Origin of the sequence: Paenibacillus sp. 2TAB23 (genome assembly GCF_052115165.1) — a bacterium.
Taxonomy (GTDB): Bacteria; Bacillota; Bacilli; order Paenibacillales; family Paenibacillaceae; genus Pristimantibacillus.
In genome coordinates this window covers 204,016-219,857 of record NZ_JBFRGD010000011.1, presented here as the reverse complement: position 1 = coordinate 219,857, position 15,842 = coordinate 204,016, and the positions used below count along the sequence as shown (strand labels likewise).

Genomic DNA, 15,842 nt, shown 5'->3' with positions numbered 1-15,842 from the left:
CTGCTACTTTGCAATCATAAAGGAGACGAAAGAATGAAAAAAAGCTTTGCAAGACCTAGTAAGTTTATTGCTCTCATATTAGCATTTACACTTGTTTTTGTTGCGGGCTGTGAAGCCATTTCCAACTTGGATTTCAATACTGTACTGAAAAATTCCTTGAAGGTAACTTCAAGCGAGAGCAAACAGTCGGTTGAGCTTAAGCTGGAGCTTGATGATACTGCTTATGAAGGTGCTACCGAAGAGGATATTGCGATTATGAAGCTAGTATCGAACGTTAAGCTGCAGTTTGAGAATGTGAAGCTGCAGGACAGCTCGAACGCTTCTTTTAACGGGAGTTTGATATTCGGGGATACAGCTAGCGTGAAGTTTTCACTTAAAATGTCCGATACGCTAGCGATCATGGAGATTGAAGGCGCGAAGCAGCCTTTTGCGATTGATCTGACAAGCGATGGCTTGCTCGGTTTGACGGGCTTGTCTAGCCTGTCTGGCTTGCCTGAAGATGCAGCAACCGACGCGGCAGCTCCTGAGCTGGACGAAGCAACGGCAACGGCGCTGGGCCATGAGATTCTCGATACGGTGGGTTCTTATGTCATACATAATCTTCCGAACCCAGAACGCATTGACGTGAAACCGGTGTTCGAGAATATTAACGGCGTTTCTACCTCCCTCATGAAGGTCCATGTTGATTTTGACGGTACCGAGATATGGCCATGGGTGAAAAAATATGTGGATGCGTTGATCGCGGACCGGGCTGGCCTAGACAAAATGGTGGCAGGCGTGTTTGAGGTGCTGAATAGCAATCCGCAAATTTTGGGAGCTGCTGAAGATGTGATTCCATTCGATCAAGGCGGACTCGATAGCGAAGATCCTGCTGAGCTGATTGCGGAAGCAAGCGAAGGTATCGCGGAGCTTCTTACGGAGCTGCAAGGCGAGCTGAAGCTGGTTGAAGAAGAGGATCAGGAAACGTTCGACGAAATATTCAACAAGAATCTTTCGATCAAAGCTGATATGTACGTAGACAACAAACTGGATATCCGCAAGCAGGCTTACGAGCTTTCATACGCTCCGAGCTTGGATCCGGAATTCGGCGTGCTCCCAATCAAGGGGATTACCCTGAAATTCGAGAGCGAGTCATGGAATGTGAATGGCGTGGTCAAAGCTGAAGCTCCTGTTGCTTCCAAATCAGATCTTTCCATTGAAAAGCTTGTTGATATGCAAGGCTATCAAGCATTGAAAATTTTTGATGACAAATCAGTCGTCTACGACCTATTGAAAAACAAGCTGCACGTGAATAAACAGAACCTTACGTGGTATTCCGACGAATATTATAATCCGGTAATCATTACGGCAAGCCATGTAACGATTATTCCGCTTCGCTCTACGGTTGAACAGCTTGGCGGCGTACTGACTTCTGACAAGAAAACAAAAAGCCTCAAAGTGTTTGACGAAGCGACGAATACGACGATTGTATTGAAGAATGGCAGCGATTCCGCTGTGGTTAATGGAAAAACAGTGAAGTGGGCATTCCCCGTTACCGTTATTGACGGAGTAACGTATGTGCCGGCCCGCAATTTGGCCAATGCATTAAAAGCAAAGATTGGTTGGACGGATCTTGGCGATGACATGAAAGTATTCTCGCTTGATCGGGAAGTATAAGCGATAACGTAACGAGCGATTGAAATGTATTCAGAACGTTAAGGGGTGCAACATGAGAAAATTAACGACAGATGCCGCTTTCCGCGAAGCAGTCGCAAGTGAAGGTCTTACCATTGCCGTATTCAAAACGACCTGGTGCGCGGATTGCCATTTTATCGATCCCTTCATGCCGGATTTGGAACTTCAATATGAAGGCAAAGTGAGCTTCGTTGAGCTGGATCGCGACGACCTTCCCGACCTTTGCTCAGAGCTGAACATTCTAGGAATTCCAAGTTTTATCGCATTTCGCAGCAGTTCAGAAATAATCAGATTTGTCAGCAAGCTTCGGAAGACGAGGGAAGAAATTGAGTCGTTCGTTGATCGTGCCATACAAGTAAGCGAAGCGCTCAATTAAAAGTAAATGCCAGTCCGCGTTTTGGGGGAATGTACCATCCCTGAAACGCGGGCTTTCATTTTTTTTGAGGAATGTGCGCTGAAGTTTCACATTTTCAACATGGCTTTTGCTTTTTTTTATAGCTATAATTGAACTGTTATTAAAACAAGAAATAAGGTGATTTCATAATGGTAACCGGGCGTTTTCGCGCGTTGGCAATCGCCGCGTGCATCGGAATGCTTCTTGTACTGCTCGGAGGGGCGCTTGTCACGAATACGGATTCTGGACGCGGCTGCGGTGATGATTGGCCTTTGTGCCACGGTAAGTTTGTTCCAGCCTATACGATCGAGTCTCTAATCGAATATTCGCATCGGCTAATTACAGGATTCGAAGGTCTACTTGTACTCGCTACTGTCATTGCCCTCATACTCAAATTCAGGAAAGACAAGGCTAGTTATAAAGAACCTTTATTTTACGCAGGCGGAGCCCTTTTATTTACGATTATTCAAGCTCTAATGGGTGCTGCTGCCGTTATGTGGCCGCAATCGCCGCCAATTATGGCCATTCATTTCGGTATCTCGTTAGTTGCCTTTGCAGCGACCCTGCTGCTAGTAATTTGGACGTTCCGCGTGAAAAACGGACCTGCGAAATTGTTTACGGTGCCGCGTTCGATATTCCCGCGCGTGCTTGCGACAGCGATATACAGCTATGTCGTCATTTATTTAGGGGCATTCATTCGGCACACCGAATCAGGCGGCGGATGTTTGGGCTGGCCCCTATGCAACGGAGAGATTGTACCGGAAATCAACGGAGCTACTGGGGCCGTATTCATTCACCGCGTAGCTGCTTTAGTGTTAGCGATCAGCTTAGCAGGCTTATACCTTCATATTCGCAAGGTCAGCGAAGGCGGAGCAGGCTTAACGAAGCACGCTGGATGGACACTCGGGCTTGTCATTACTCAAATTTTCAGCGGTGCATTGCTGACAATTACGATTACCAATACAGATTGGTTTTTGTTCACGAACCTGCTCCATAACCTCATTGTGACTGGTTTGTTCGGCTTATTAATGGATATATTAGTTCGATCTTGGCGGTTACGCGAAGGGAAAACAGGGTTGTAGCGTTAAATAGCGGTTCTTTGGAACCAACGCGTATGACAAGCTGGAGAGAGAAAACTAAATATGGGACATGCTGAAGGTAGGCAAATGCTGCTTCAGTCCGTGATCCCCATCCAGCAAGCCTGCAGATGCGTATATTTCGCTTGCAGGTTTGCCTGTTATCTAGAGCTTTACGGATTGCTGTTCAGAGCAGGCGGCAGTCAAATTCACGTGGAGGGACTGTACAATCATGCTGCGTTTCATGTTTGATGAACCGATGAGAGAAGCGGAGGGCATCCTGGCGGAAACGTTTCGCCATATGGATCAGTTTAATGCCATTCTTTCCAAAAAAATAAAAGCAGGAGCCGTTGATTCCCAGCAGCTCCGCAAATATGAAATTTGGACGCTCGGCCTGCGGTCTTCTTTGGACGAGCTGGAGCAAAGCCACTATGTCGCACTGAAATTCCAACATAAAGTAAAGGCAACCTCCCTTAAGCAAATGACAGATGAGGAAAGAATCTATTATAATCGTTATATCTACTTTGATAAAAACGCCTTTATCCGTGTCTTTTCCCTTCTCGACAAGCTGGGTACATTGCTTAATGAACTGCTGGATATGAGAACGGAGCGGATTAAAGCACATTTCTCCTATTTCACCGTATTGCGCAATATGCGGGAGAAGAAAGCACATCCTGAGTTAACCTGGAAGCTGAACGATGTGAAGGAGAAGTACAAGGAGTCGATGACTAGGCTGCGCAAACGCAGGAATACGGAGATTCATTACATGAACTCGGAAATGCAGGATGATTTGATCCAAAGCAATCGCATGTACGGGGAAGAAATTAAGCTTGAGAACGTGGCAGAGCAATCCGCTGAGCTGACACAGGGCTTGTATCTGGCTATGGAGTCATTGCTGCTTACGTATAAGTATGCTTGTGGTTTAATGGGGAAGAAGAACACATAATCCCGAGGGGGGAAAACTCGTGGGACTGGAAGGCAAAACAGCATTAGTCACAGGGAGCGCGAAAGGACTCGGCAAGCGAACGGCGATCCAGCTGGCTGAGCAAGGCTGTAATGTTGTCATTAACTACTACGAGAGCGAACTCGAAGCTCAGCAGGTAAAAGCGCAGATCGAGCAGCTTGGCGTCAAAGCGATTACGGTACAGGCGGACGTCGCGACCATTGAAGGGACAGAGAAGCTGGCTGAAGCTGCTGAGCGCTGGGCTGGCGGTGTAGACATTCTTGTCAATAACGCTGGGCCTTTCGTTCGCAAGCGGCGGCTCTTCAGCGAATACGATGAGGCAACGATTGTTAGGCTGCTCCATGGCAATCTGTTAGGTGTGATGCTGCTCGATCATCGACTGCTGCCGGGCATGCGTGAACGGAAATGGGGGAGAGTCATCCATTTTGGCTTCGGACATGCTGGAGAGGCTAGAGCTTGGCCGCATCGTGCCGTGTATGCCGCTGCGAAAACAGGACTTGTGTCGTTTACGAAATCGTTGGCGGTAGAAGAAGCCCCGCACGGCATCACCGTTAATTTAATCGGACCTGGTGATATACGGGGCGTTAACAAGGAAAGATCGATTGCCGAGGTGGAAGAAGAGTACGACAATGAATCGCCGATTGGAAGGCCTGGCGCCGGCGAGGATGTTGCGCGCGTCGTGCTGTTTCTATGCGATAGACAGTCTAATTTCCTAACGGGAAATGTCATTGATGTTACCGGAGGCTTTGATCCGATCGTTGCCAATATTAAAGGCATGTTCTAATCATACGTGCAAAAAAAGAGTCTTACCGGTAAGGAAAGGAGCAAAGCTCCTTCCCGCCGATAAGACTCTTCAGCATTTGCCATGCAGAGGCGGTATAGATGCGTTCTTATATTTTAGAATACTTGAACGACTTCGATGACACCATCAACTTCTTCAAGAAGGGCGCGTTCGATACCCGCTTTAAGCGTGATCGTCGAGCTTGGGCAACTGCCGCATGCTCCCATAAGGCGAAGCTTGATGATGCCGCCTTCGACATCGACGAGTTCTACGTCGCCGCCATCGCGCTGCAAAAACGGACGAAGCTTATCGAGTACGTCGAGCACTTCGTCATACATCGTATCTTGTACTTGTTCACTCATTGCAATCATCTCCTTTCTCCCCTATTATAGTACAAAGTGAAGCAATTGAAAATGGATAGTAACTAAGTAAAGTTAGGTGAAGCATGATGTTTAAGCCAATGATCGAGTTTTGTGCCAGTAATATGCATCATGGCACAGACCGTATAATGAAAATATTTGAAGATAATGATGAATTCGAGGTTACGGAATACGGCTGTCTCGGCAATTGCGGCGAATGCTATTTGAACCCATTCGCATTAGTAGATGGCGCAATTGTATCTGCCGAGTCGGTTGATGATCTTTATGAGCAGATATTGAAGGCGATCGATCAGCAGCAGGCCGATAAGGATGCACTGGACAAGCTGCTGGATGATCTGTAACGCTTCATGCTCCCCGTACTAACCAAGGTGGCGCTTGGAGCGCCACAATACACCGCTTTTGACTAGACGCGGCACTCGGCCCATGATGGCTGTTCCACCCATCAGACCGAAGCCGCTTTTTTTGCCTAGCGAACCAAGAACGCCTTTGAGCTTCAGCTTGCCAAGACGAGGCGTCTTATCATGCCAGATGGCTTGCAGCACCTCAGCGATCTGCTTGCCTTGGGCGCCAGCTGCTTGGCCGCTAGGCGAAAGCGGGAGGGCAGCGCAGTCGCCAACGATGAATACATCATTGTAATCAGGCAGCTGATGATATTCATTGATGATGAGTCTTCCCTGATTGTCCTTCGGCAAATTCATCCGCTGCACGAGGGGTACGGGCTGGATGCCAGCTGTCCATACCGTAACATCGGTATAGATCGGAGTTGTTGAATTACCGTCATGTAGAATGCCGCCTTCCACCCGCGTCAGGCCGACATGTCCGCGCATCTCCACGTTATGCTCCTGAAACCACTCCGCAACAAAAGATTGCAGCTTGCTTGGGAATGCAGACAGCACGCTAGGTCCCCGGTCCAGAATCCGAATATTGAGATCAGGCCGGCTTTCGCGCAGCTCAGCTGCCACTTCGACACCGCTGAGTCCCCCGCCTACTATAGAGACTTGCCCATAAGGCTTCACATCATTCAGCTGAGCGTAGGTTTGTCTTGCAGCCGAGAACGTCTGGATGCTTGTCGAGAACAGCTCAGCTCCCTCAATCCCGTGATACTTATCGGTGCAGCCGAGACCGATTACAAGCCACTCAAATACGAGTGATTCCTGGCCCTCGATGTGGACGAGCTTTTGCTCCATATCCACATCGGTCACCTCGCCGTATGTCAGCGAAACTCTTGGATCAACCGGGAATTTCACGCGCAGCTCGAGATCCGATACCGTTCCTGCGGCAAGCGCGTAATATTCGGTTTTCAAGCCTTGAAACGGCATCCGATCGATGAGTACAATTGATACGTCCAGGGGAAGCTGTTTCTCCAGCAGCTCGTTAGCGATCGCGAGACCACCGTAGCCGCCTCCCAAAATAATTAGTTTTCTCATTTCATTTCCAACTCCACGCCTCTTGATGATAGTCTATTTTGTGCTTTCGCGTTGCCGATTACTCATTCGTAAATTTTAATTTCGTTGTAGAACGTGTCGCGTTCGACCGGGATACGGCCAGCGCCTTTAATTAGCCAGATCAAATCCTCGCGCGTAATGCCTTCTGGAGTCAGTGCGCCAGCTGCGTGGCTGATTTTCTCCTTGACGATTGTTCCATGAGCATCCGATGCGCCCATTGTTAAAGCAACTTGGGTCAGTTGTACGCCAATATTGATGAAATACGCCTTAATATGCTGGAAGTTATCAAGCATCAAACGGCTGATCGCAATCGTTTTTAAATCCTCGAATGCAGAGTTGCGGCGGCGAATGCCGGCACGCGGGTTAATTGGCTGCATGGAGAGCGGTATGAAGACAAGGAAGCCATTCGTTTCGTCTTGAAGCTCGCGGATATGCATCAAATGACGAATCCGGTCTTCTTTGGTTTCAATGGAGCCGTAGAGCATCGTCGTGTGTGTGCGCAAGCCGAGCTGATGGGCAGTGCGATGTACTTCTAAGTACTGAGTAACATCCGCCTTGTCGACGCGCATTTTTTTACGATAATGATCGGATAAAATCTCAGCACCGCCGCCAGTAAGGGATTGAAGGCCAGCTTTCATAAGCTCCTGCAGCACTTCTTTGTACGAAAGGCCGCTGATACGGGAGAAAAAGTCGATTTCCGCTGCAGTGTAAGCTTTTAACGTTACTTCTGGGAAACGCTCCTTCAATGCTTTAAGAGAATCAACATAATATTGGAACGGCACGTTCGTGTTGTGTCCGCCTACGATATGAAATTCACGGACACCTGGGTGGAAATGCTTTTCAACGTATTCAATCATCTCTGGGCCGCTCAGCGTATACGCGCCCTCGTCGCCTTCGTCTTTGCGGAAGTTGCAGAATGCGCAGTGCGCCTCGCACACATTCGTAAAGTAAAGACTCATATTTTCAATAAAATAAACCTTTTTGCCGTTTTTGCGAATTGCAACCTCATTGGCAAGCTGCCCTATTGTGAGCAAATCATCGGATTCATATAAGTAAACGCCATCCTCTAATGATAAACGCTGTCCATGACGCACTTTTTCAATGATGTGCTGCATTTTTGAATCTTCTGTAGGTATAACGACGTTCATGGTGTAGCCACCTCAATTTCTTAAGATTGTGAAAAAAAGAACTTTCTATTCCGATTAAAGAAGCTGTAACTATTATAAACCTCCTACGTAGCAGGGGCAATATCCACGAAGTACAAATTTAAAGGTAATCCATCAAATGAATTGAAATTTAACCATTCCTCAATAATTTATGGATATTTGGTACTAGTTTTATTGTTTTTTAATTAAAATTAGGACTTATGATTTATTAGCAAATATAGATACAAAGTCTCGATTATGCAAATGGCAATTATTCTATAATAGATTTAACAGTGTTCGACAAAATTTGACATATATATGGAAGAGGTGTTGGAATTGGCTACTCCTTTCTTTAAGAAGAAAGACCCAGCAGAAAAACACCGGGAGCAAGGTTCCGGGTCAGCTGTAGAAGTTAAGGATCTAGACATGGATCTGGAGCAAGCGGTTATTAAGGAAGAGTTCGCTTCCATTATGAGTTCGGCAAGCAAAGCAAATATGGACAAGAAATCGCTTGATCTCGTATTTGCGGTGGAACAGATTATTCAATCGAGGCAGCATACCGAGCTGAACATCAATGAGCTTCAAGATCGGCTTAATCACTCCAATAGTCACGTAGAGCGACTAAACCGGGATACGAGAAATTTAAACAAAGTAATCGAAGAGCGTGAAAAAAATATTCTTGAGCTTGAGAACAAGCTTGTGGAGAAAAATTTGAAGGTCGATCAAGTGATGGAGGACTTTCGGGAGCTCCAGGCCGAGATGTCCAGTGAAACTGATGAACTCAAAAACGTTATCGAACTGGAACGGCAGAAATACAGTAGTTTACTGCAAAAACATAATGAAGCTAATGCTGATAAAAATTTGAAAATCAATGACCTGGAAGAAAAAATCGGCAGGCTGGAAGTGGAAAACACGCATCTGAAGCAAAAATATGAAACGATGCGCCAAGAAAAAGCATATTTGGCAAACATGATCAGCGATTTCACCAGCCGAATGTCATTGCCTCTAGGCCAAAATCAATCAAAACGGATAGACGGTTCGGATGAGCATTGAGCTGCTGTTCCGCCTGCTGCCGCTAAAGGAGATTTGAAGACAACTATGGAAAGCGACCCAGTCCAAATGATTGAGCTACTGTCGCTTCAACAAAGTGCAAACGGCTATCAGATGGCGGTTCGCATATCTCGTGAATCTGCCTGTGCAGATTGCATTGTTGAATTAGACGAGTATACATATAATCAAGTTCTTTCTATATTGCCGCAGGGTAGAGGCAGGTCTCGGCTGTCACTATATTCAAAGTGGGACCCGTACCGTAAGCTCCATTACAGCCACATAACCTATAAAGAAGGCGACTTGCGCTCAACCTTGTATTTTGCCTGTAGTACCGAATATTTAGCGAAGCTGCAGTTGCTTAAGCAAGGAAGCAACAGTCCAGCCATCGAGACGGAAAAGTTAGCTTTTGTTACGCCTAACCCAGTCCGTATAACCAAGCTCAGAACAAGCCAACATAAGAGACAGGTTTTCTTTCGTTTGGCCGCATTTAGCCTGTTCATCATGATTGCGGTAATCAGCACGAGCGACAGACTGTTCAATGAAGAGGACGATTCGCTTACACTGAGCGTGAATGCGGCCAGCTCGCTTTATGATCAGCCTTCCCAGATTGATAACCGAGACAGGTTACAAGCAAATACGGTTGTATATTCGGTGAATCAAGAGGAGAAACCCCAACCTGTTTCGCTTTCTACAGCGCAAGAAGAGGTAAAAGAAGAAGATCTAAATGATGAAAAGCTAAAAGACGAAGAAGTAAAAGAAGCAGAGCTAAAAGTTGACGGTAAGTTATATGAAAGGTATGTCCTTGAAGGCGATAAAGCCATATATGCCTTGCCTAAGGGATATGTAGCCCTGACATTCGATGACGGCCCATCGGCTTATACGGAAGAGATCGTTGACATTCTTAAAGAGCAGGAAGTGGCTGCGACGTTTTTGTTTATTGGGAAGAACACGCGGAAATTTCCTGAAGCGGTAGCTTATGCAAGCGAGCAGATGATGTCGGTGGGCAATCACTCCTGGGATCACGCCGATTTGGAGCATCTTAAACGAGCTGAGAAATTAGAAAACGTGGGTATGGCTGCAAAAGCAATTGAAGAGCTCACGAAACAAACGAATACCGTATTCCGTCCTCCTTACGGCTCGATCTCCGATACGCTTATTGAAGATTTATCAAAAAATAAAATGAAGGTATTAATGTGGAACCGCGATCCCGAGGATTGGAAAGCAGACAGCTCTGCTGCGATTATGAACTATTTTCAAAAAGTAGATCCTTCTGGCGGCATTTACGTGCTGCATGAAAAAGAAAAGACCGTAAAGGCTTTGCCTGCCATCATAAAATATCTTAAAAATAAAAAATTAAAGTTCGTTATATTTGAATAACATCCTCATAATGGTTCCATTCTCAATAAAAATGAGCGCTGCTTGGCAACTTGCCGATTGATACCGTATAAACATTCCGTTATACTGTAAATAAGTAAGTGAGTTGCATAAGAGATGAACTAGATGGATAACGGAGGGATGTAGCATGATCACGATCAGTGACACAGCATCTGACAAAATAAAAGAAATGCTCGCGGAAGAAGGCGGACCTGAGCTATTCCTGCGTATCGGAGTTAAGGAAGGCGGCTGCAGCGGCTTTTCCTACGGCATGGGCTTTGACGACGAGGAGCATGCAGGCGACAAAGCGCTCGACATGGAAGGATTAAAGGTTGTTGTTGATGAGGACAGCATCAAATATTTGAACGGCCTAGTTATCGATTTCAAGGAATCGGCAATGGGTGGAGGCTTCACCATCGAGAATCCGAATGCCAGCGCTACATGCGGCTGTGGATCTTCATTCCGCACAGCAAGCGATGCAGGCAAGCCAGCTGCTGCTGGCGAGTGTTAATCGGTCAGCCATTATGAATTGTATCTTCCGGAAAGCTCATCGAATCGATGGGCTTCCCGGAAGATTTTTTTGTTCGTTTCTTAGCTTTACGTCTATCGATCAATCATCTTGGGGGATATCAGCGTATGAAATTTATTCATGATTATAGACATTTTATCGAAGTCGGTTGCTCGTCGTGCGGCAGAAAGCATACGATTCCCAAAGGAAGCTATAACCTAACGATGCAAGGCTATACCTTTCATTCTCCCTTAATCTGCCCTTGCGGTCATACGGCAAGCGCAGCCGGCAAGGAGAAACGAACATGGACAAGCAAGGCCGAGAACAGTGCAATACCGAAGCGGAATAAAGCAACGACAGTCAAAATGCTGTTAGTCATCGGGTTCGTTATCGTATTTTTCGCAACGGAAATGACCTATATGTTTCATTCGTAAGCCATTTGAAAAAAAATTGTGCGGCATTTGAATAAAGGAATTAAAAAACGGACAAGATAGTGTTGACGGTGTGAAGAGAGGTGTGGTTCCGTTGGACCTTTTGGTGCTAGGACTGCAGGAGGAACTTATTTAATCACTAAGCTTTTTTGAAAGCGAGGGGATTGTGTCGCAGAGACAATCTGAACACACACGCCATAAGCAATCCCTTAAAACAGGATTGTGAAAAAGCGGTGCCCAAGTATTCTTAATATTGTGAAGTGTTAGATGCGAAGAGACTCATACGATCAAACACCGTCGGAGAAGGAGCCTGTCAAAGGGCTCCTTTTTTCTATGCTTCCCTTGCAATAATTCAGGGAATTCCCTGACATACAAAGCTTAGGTACCGATTTATAATGAAGCGATAGGATAGTCCGACATTCCTTAAGGAGGCGTGCCAATGAACACGGTTGAATCGGCTATCGCTGCCTGCATCGATCGGCTTCAATTAGATACAAACAGTGATTTCGCTATACTTGGCATGATGGATCCGAGCGGACGCAGGCTGCGTTGGTCACGTTCGGCGGGCCGGACAAGCGAACGAACGAACCTCGTTGAGCAGAAGGCCACAGCAGGGCTGTCAGGCAAAGCAATCCGCTCAGGCAGACAGGCAGCGGCGAATGCGGCAATGTCGGATCGGGAGCGATTCAAGCTTGGCGAGCCGATATTGTTGACGGAGCAGCTTAGAATTGCCGTCAGCGTTCCAATTGCGATAAATAATAAGATAAGCGGCGTTGTGCTAATAGGCAGGCGCTCAGATAGCAGCTACCTTGCAGATGAGCTCAAACAGGCCACTCATGCCGCTATAGAACTGGCGTCCTTGCTGGAATAAGGACGCCTTTTGTTTGTTATAGGCGCTTCATATGGCAATGTAAGGTATAATAGCGATAAAAGAACAGGCGTGGAATAGGCCATTAGGCGAGGAGAATACATAATGATTAAGCTGCTGATTTGTGATGATCATGCGATGGTTAGATCCGGCTTGGCGATGCTGCTGCACGGCAAGCACGGCATTGATGTTGTAGGGGAAGCATCGGAAGGCGATGAAGCGATAGCACTTGCGAAGCAATTGCTGCCGGATGTGGTGTTGATGGATCTTAGCATGCCGCACGGCAAGGATGGCATGACTGCGACTACGGAATTGAAGCAGCTGCTGCCGGAAACGGCGGTTCTTATTCTAACGATGCATGACGATGACGAATATCTGTTCAGAGCGATTCATATCGGAGCCTCTGGTTATATTCTGAAAAACGCGCCGCATGATGAGCTGTTGTCCGCTATTCAATCGGTAGCTCAAGGAAATGCCTACTTATATCCAACCGCTACGAAACGGCTAATGAGCGAATATTTGGTGAAGCTGAACCAAGGCGGCGCGGATCAAGGACCCTATGACACATTATCGGAGCGGGAGAAGGAGATTCTTGGCTGGATAGCCAAGGGCTACTCAAACAAAGAAATAGCCGAAAGCTTGATTATTAGCGTCAAAACGGTGGAAACGCATAAAAGCCATGTCATGGATAAGCTAGGGCTTAGAACGCGGCCGGAACTGATCAAATTCGCGCTCAAGAAAGGACTGCTGAATTTTGAATAAGCACAGCGACAAGCACTACGCCCAAATTATTGGCTCGGATGTCAATTATCTGCTGTCTGTCCTTGAGAACGAAATCGACGATAAATCGATGCTTGCACAAGTGAATCAGTCACTGAAACAGCTGGCCGACGTAAAGTTTGCACTCGATGAATCCTCCATTGTCGCGGTTACGGACCATAAGGGAAAGATTGAATACGTCAACGATAAATTTTGCGAAATTTCCCAATATAGCCGTGACGAGCTGCTAGGAAAGGATCACCGCATCATTAATTCCGGGTATCATGGGCGCGAGTTCTTCCGCGAGCTGTGGGAAGTGATATCCGCTGGCGAGGTATGGCGCGGAGAAGTCAAAAATCGCGCGAAGGACGGAAGCTTTTATTGGGTGAACACGACCATTGTGCCATTTCTTGATGAGGAAGGGAAGCCTTATCAGTATTTAGCGATCCGCAGCGAGGTGACGCAAAGAAAGCGGGCCGAGCAGGAGCTGAAGGAGATGATGGTTAAGGTCATCGAGATACAAGAGGATGAGCGCAAACGAATTTCAAGGGAGCTGCATGATGGGATCGGTCAAGGCTTATTTTCGCTGCTTATTCGGCTGGACCGTTTAATAAGCGATCATAACGGACTATACGAGCTGCAGGTACTACGCAGCGATGTATCCGGTATGATGGAGGATATTCGCGGCTTAGCGTGGGAGCTTCGTCCTTCCGTCCTTGATGACCTGGGAGTGGTACCCGCTATAAGAACGTATACCGATAATTATTCGCAGCATTTCGGCATTCGCATCCTGCTGCATTGCAATCTGAAGTGCCGGCTGGGCATTATGAAGGAAACGGCGATTTACCGCGTTATTCAAGAGGCGCTAACGAATATTGCCAAATATGCGGATGTTGCGGAGGCAGAGGTCGTGATCGAGGAGCTGCCAACGAAGGTGGTAATCCGCATAGTGGATGGCGGACATGGGTTTATTGCCTCGGAAGCGCAGCGAGGCGTAGGCTTATTCAGCATGGAGGAACGTGCCCGGAGTATTGGCGGCCAGCTGGATATAACGTCACAGCTGGGCAAAGGAACGACGGTGCAGCTTGTTGTTCCTAAAGAAGCGAGCAAGGTTCACTCGCAAGGCGCAACATAAGGAGGAATGAAAGGACATGTACCGTATTCTGATTGTGGAGGACGATGATAAGATTGCGTCCATCCTGAAAAATAATATGGACAAGTATGAGTTCGAGGCTTCGGTCGTTACGCAGTTTCGCGATATTATGCCGGAATTTATAGCTGCTAACCCGCAATTAGTGCTGCTGGATATTAATTTGCCTTTCTTTGACGGCTACTATTGGTGCAGGCAAATCCGGATGCGTTCAAGCATTCCAATTATTTTCATATCCGCACGCGCGGGGGAAATGGATCAGGTCATGGCGATTGAAAACGGTGGCGATGACTATATTACGAAGCCTATTCATTTGGATTTGTTGATGGCGAAGGTGAAAAGCGTATTTAGGCGCTCATACGGGGAATATGCGGCGCCAAGCTCAGCGGCTTCGAGCGGATTAGAAGGCCAGTCGCTTGGGGAGCTAGCAGCAGGAGGCCTTCGTCTTTATTTGGCCCGGAATGAGCTTGCGTGGAAAGGGCAGCGTGTAGAGCTTACGAAAAATGAGCAGCTGCTGGCTGAATGCTTCATGAAGCAGCCAGGCATTGTCGTATCACGCGAGCAATTGCTTGAGGCGTTATGGGATGACGTGCAATTTGTTGATGACAATACGTTAACGGTCAATGTGACTAGGCTCCGCAAGAAGCTGGAGGAGCTTGGTCTTCCTAAAGCGATAGAGACGGTGCGAGGACAAGGCTACAAATTGAACATGGCAGAGGAAACGCCGCGATGAGAGGGCTGTCGCTGGCGTTGTTTTTGCGTGATCGTCTGCTGTTTATATTTATGGCATTATTGCTGCTATTGTTGTCTGTCAGCATGCTGCTGCTTGAGCGGGAGCGCTATCCCGGTCTCGTAGAGCTTGGAGTGGTGTATTATTTCATTGTGCTGGGCTTATTCTTTCTTGGCACGTGGCTCGCGGTCGACTATGCTCGCCAGCGTGCTTATTTCAAGCAATTAATTGAAGCTATATCTCGATCGGATGAGCTGCAGGCTACGAGGATCATCCAATCAACCGTGACACRGGAGCAGAAGCTTGTCTCCAAAATGCTCGAAGAGCAGAACCGAGCTTACTTGAACGAGCTGGGCAAGTATCGCCGGCAGCAGGAGCTTCACAACCACTTTGTTCTCCAATGGGTGCATCATATGAAGACACCTGTTTCTGTCGTTGATTTGCTGGCGCAGGAAGCGCTGCAAAAAACGGCGTCTACACAGGAGGAGCAGCGCTCGCTTGCCCTTAGCTTGCAGGAGGAGACGGACCGGATGTCGCGCGGTCTTGAGATGATGCTTTATACGGCAAGACTCGAAAAGTTCGAAATCGATCTGCATGTGGAGCGCACTCCTCTTCATGAGCTGGCAAGGCAGGTCGTAAACGCGCATAAGAAGCTGTGCATCCGTCATTCTATTTTTCCGCGTATAGAAGGCGAGGCTTGGGTGGAGACCGATGAGAAGTGGATGACGTTCGTTTTGAACCAGTTCGTTAGCAATGCCATTAAATACAGCAAAAGCAAGCCTGGCCCCAAGAAGCTCGTTTTCACTCTGGAGGATTTCACCAATGGCGGCGGGAGCCTGAAGGTGACAGATGATGGAATCGGTATCGCCTCTCATGAGCTGCCGCGAATATTTGATCCGTTTTTCACGGGCGAGAACGGACGAACGACGGGAGAATCGACAGGGATGGGACTATATTTGGCCAAGCAGGTTTGTACGCGGCTGGGTCATGAGATGAGTGCATCCTCGGTGATAGGCGAGAGTACGACGATGACGGTGACATTCAAGCCGCGAGGCATCCATATATTGAAAAGCTCAAGTGACGGCAAGCTGGATACGTGACAACTTTGTAAGG

At 47.3% G+C, this 15,842-nt stretch carries 18 protein-coding genes; 15 read left to right on the top strand and 3 right to left on the bottom strand.

What is annotated here, in order from left to right; genetic code table 11:
• Positions 1–33: 33 nt before the first annotated feature.
• The 5 genes from AB4Z29_RS17550 (at position 34) to AB4Z29_RS17530 (ending at position 4,892) form a co-directional block, all read left to right on the top strand.
• Positions 34–1,656 carry a copper amine oxidase N-terminal domain-containing protein gene (locus AB4Z29_RS17550; RefSeq protein ID WP_441944317.1) on the top strand — a complete coding sequence of 541 codons (1,623 nt, stop codon included), beginning with the start codon at positions 34–36 and terminating at the stop codon, positions 1,654–1,656.
• Positions 1,657–1,708: 52 nt separating this feature from the next.
• Positions 1,709–2,050 carry a thioredoxin family protein gene (locus AB4Z29_RS17545; RefSeq protein WP_441944316.1) on the top strand — a complete coding sequence of 114 codons (342 nt, stop codon included), beginning with the start codon at positions 1,709–1,711 and terminating at the stop codon, positions 2,048–2,050.
• A 167-nt stretch (positions 2,051–2,217) separates the two neighbouring features.
• The gene (locus AB4Z29_RS17540; protein ID WP_441944315.1) at positions 2,218–3,150 is read left to right on the top strand and encodes a COX15/CtaA family protein; all 933 of its coding nucleotides are present in this window, start codon (positions 2,218–2,220) and stop codon (positions 3,148–3,150) included.
• A 226-nt stretch (positions 3,151–3,376) separates the two neighbouring features.
• Positions 3,377–4,090 (top strand): Cthe_2314 family HEPN domain-containing protein, encoded by a 714-nt coding sequence (locus AB4Z29_RS17535; RefSeq protein WP_441944314.1) that lies wholly within the window; start codon positions 3,377–3,379, stop codon positions 4,088–4,090.
• 25 nt (positions 4,091–4,115) lie between these two features.
• Positions 4,116–4,892, top strand: a complete 777-nt coding sequence (locus AB4Z29_RS17530) for an SDR family oxidoreductase (protein ID WP_441944354.1) — start codon at positions 4,116–4,118, stop codon at positions 4,890–4,892.
• A 113-nt stretch (positions 4,893–5,005) separates the two neighbouring features.
• Here AB4Z29_RS17530 and AB4Z29_RS17525 read toward each other — a convergent pair whose 3' ends face one another.
• Complete coding sequence (locus AB4Z29_RS17525; protein WP_183559000.1) at positions 5,006–5,251, bottom strand: NifU family protein; 246 nt, start codon at positions 5,249–5,251, stop codon at positions 5,006–5,008.
• An 86-nt stretch (positions 5,252–5,337) separates the two neighbouring features.
• Here AB4Z29_RS17525 and AB4Z29_RS17520 point away from each other — a divergent pair, with 86 nt between their 5' ends.
• The gene (locus AB4Z29_RS17520) at positions 5,338–5,610 is read left to right on the top strand and encodes a YuzB family protein (RefSeq protein WP_441944353.1); all 273 of its coding nucleotides are present in this window, start codon (positions 5,338–5,340) and stop codon (positions 5,608–5,610) included.
• An 18-nt stretch (positions 5,611–5,628) separates the two neighbouring features.
• Here the strand turns inward: AB4Z29_RS17520 and AB4Z29_RS17515 are convergent, their stop codons facing one another.
• Both AB4Z29_RS17515 and mqnE read right to left on the bottom strand, forming a co-directional pair.
• Entirely contained in the window at positions 5,629–6,696 is a 1,068-nt protein-coding gene (locus AB4Z29_RS17515; RefSeq protein WP_441944313.1) for an NAD(P)/FAD-dependent oxidoreductase, read from the bottom strand.
• A 62-nt stretch (positions 6,697–6,758) separates the two neighbouring features.
• Positions 6,759–7,862 (bottom strand): aminofutalosine synthase MqnE, encoded by a 1,104-nt coding sequence (gene mqnE / locus AB4Z29_RS17510; RefSeq protein ID WP_441944312.1) that lies wholly within the window; start codon positions 7,860–7,862, stop codon positions 6,759–6,761.
• Between the two features lie 333 nt (positions 7,863–8,195).
• Here mqnE and AB4Z29_RS17505 point away from each other — a divergent pair, with 333 nt between their 5' ends.
• The 9 genes from AB4Z29_RS17505 (at position 8,196) to AB4Z29_RS17465 (ending at position 15,829) form a co-directional block, all read left to right on the top strand.
• Positions 8,196–8,912 carry a hypothetical protein gene (locus tag AB4Z29_RS17505; RefSeq protein WP_441944311.1) on the top strand — a complete coding sequence of 239 codons (717 nt, stop codon included), beginning with the start codon at positions 8,196–8,198 and terminating at the stop codon, positions 8,910–8,912.
• Positions 8,913–9,560: 648 nt separating this feature from the next.
• Complete coding sequence (locus tag AB4Z29_RS17500; RefSeq protein ID WP_441944310.1) at positions 9,561–10,286, top strand: polysaccharide deacetylase family protein; 726 nt, start codon at positions 9,561–9,563, stop codon at positions 10,284–10,286.
• A gap of 145 nt (positions 10,287–10,431) precedes the next feature.
• Entirely contained in the window at positions 10,432–10,794 is a 363-nt protein-coding gene (locus AB4Z29_RS17495) for a HesB/IscA family protein (RefSeq protein WP_441944309.1), read from the top strand.
• A 125-nt stretch (positions 10,795–10,919) separates the two neighbouring features.
• Entirely contained in the window at positions 10,920–11,225 is a 306-nt protein-coding gene (locus AB4Z29_RS17490; protein ID WP_441944308.1) for a hypothetical protein, read from the top strand.
• A gap of 436 nt (positions 11,226–11,661) precedes the next feature.
• Entirely contained in the window at positions 11,662–12,093 is a 432-nt protein-coding gene (locus AB4Z29_RS17485; RefSeq protein WP_441944307.1) for a GAF domain-containing protein, read from the top strand.
• A 102-nt stretch (positions 12,094–12,195) separates the two neighbouring features.
• Positions 12,196–12,852 (top strand): response regulator transcription factor, encoded by a 657-nt coding sequence (locus AB4Z29_RS17480; RefSeq protein WP_441944306.1) that lies wholly within the window; start codon positions 12,196–12,198, stop codon positions 12,850–12,852.
• Positions 12,845–13,984, top strand: a complete 1,140-nt coding sequence (locus tag AB4Z29_RS17475) for a PAS domain-containing sensor histidine kinase (protein WP_441944305.1) — start codon at positions 12,845–12,847, stop codon at positions 13,982–13,984. The genes AB4Z29_RS17480 and AB4Z29_RS17475 overlap by 8 nt, the downstream gene beginning before the upstream one ends.
• A 16-nt stretch (positions 13,985–14,000) precedes the next feature.
• Positions 14,001–14,732 carry a response regulator transcription factor gene (locus tag AB4Z29_RS17470; RefSeq protein ID WP_441944304.1) on the top strand — a complete coding sequence of 244 codons (732 nt, stop codon included), beginning with the start codon at positions 14,001–14,003 and terminating at the stop codon, positions 14,730–14,732.
• The gene (locus AB4Z29_RS17465; protein WP_441944303.1) at positions 14,729–15,829 is read left to right on the top strand and encodes a sensor histidine kinase; all 1,101 of its coding nucleotides are present in this window, start codon (positions 14,729–14,731) and stop codon (positions 15,827–15,829) included. Before AB4Z29_RS17470 ends, AB4Z29_RS17465 begins: the two co-directional genes overlap by 4 nt.
• The last annotated feature ends 13 nt before the right edge of the window (positions 15,830–15,842 follow it).

Bases quoted from the DNA above. Each gene is read 5' to 3' on its own strand.
- AB4Z29_RS17550 (WP_441944317.1), top strand. From the start codon at position 34: ATGAAAAAAAGCTTTGCAAGACCTAGTAAGTTTATTGCTCTCATATTA.
- AB4Z29_RS17545 (WP_441944316.1), top strand. From the start codon at position 1,709: ATGAGAAAATTAACGACAGATGCCGCTTTCCGCGAAGCAGTCGCAAGT.
- AB4Z29_RS17540 (WP_441944315.1), top strand. From the start codon at position 2,218: ATGGTAACCGGGCGTTTTCGCGCGTTGGCAATCGCCGCGTGCATCGGA.
- AB4Z29_RS17535 (WP_441944314.1), top strand. From the start codon at position 3,377: ATGCTGCGTTTCATGTTTGATGAACCGATGAGAGAAGCGGAGGGCATC.
- AB4Z29_RS17525 (WP_183559000.1), bottom strand. From the start codon at position 5,251: ATGAGTGAACAAGTACAAGATACGATGTATGACGAAGTGCTCGACGTA.
- AB4Z29_RS17520 (WP_441944353.1), top strand. From the start codon at position 5,338: ATGTTTAAGCCAATGATCGAGTTTTGTGCCAGTAATATGCATCATGGC.
- AB4Z29_RS17515 (WP_441944313.1), bottom strand. From the start codon at position 6,696: ATGAGAAAACTAATTATTTTGGGAGGCGGCTACGGTGGTCTCGCGATC.
- mqnE (WP_441944312.1), bottom strand. From the start codon at position 7,862: ATGAACGTCGTTATACCTACAGAAGATTCAAAAATGCAGCACATCATT.
- AB4Z29_RS17495 (WP_441944309.1), top strand. From the start codon at position 10,432: ATGATCACGATCAGTGACACAGCATCTGACAAAATAAAAGAAATGCTC.
- AB4Z29_RS17490 (WP_441944308.1), top strand. From the start codon at position 10,920: ATGAAATTTATTCATGATTATAGACATTTTATCGAAGTCGGTTGCTCG.
- AB4Z29_RS17485 (WP_441944307.1), top strand. From the start codon at position 11,662: ATGAACACGGTTGAATCGGCTATCGCTGCCTGCATCGATCGGCTTCAA.
- AB4Z29_RS17480 (WP_441944306.1), top strand. From the start codon at position 12,196: ATGATTAAGCTGCTGATTTGTGATGATCATGCGATGGTTAGATCCGGC.
- AB4Z29_RS17470 (WP_441944304.1), top strand. From the start codon at position 14,001: ATGTACCGTATTCTGATTGTGGAGGACGATGATAAGATTGCGTCCATC.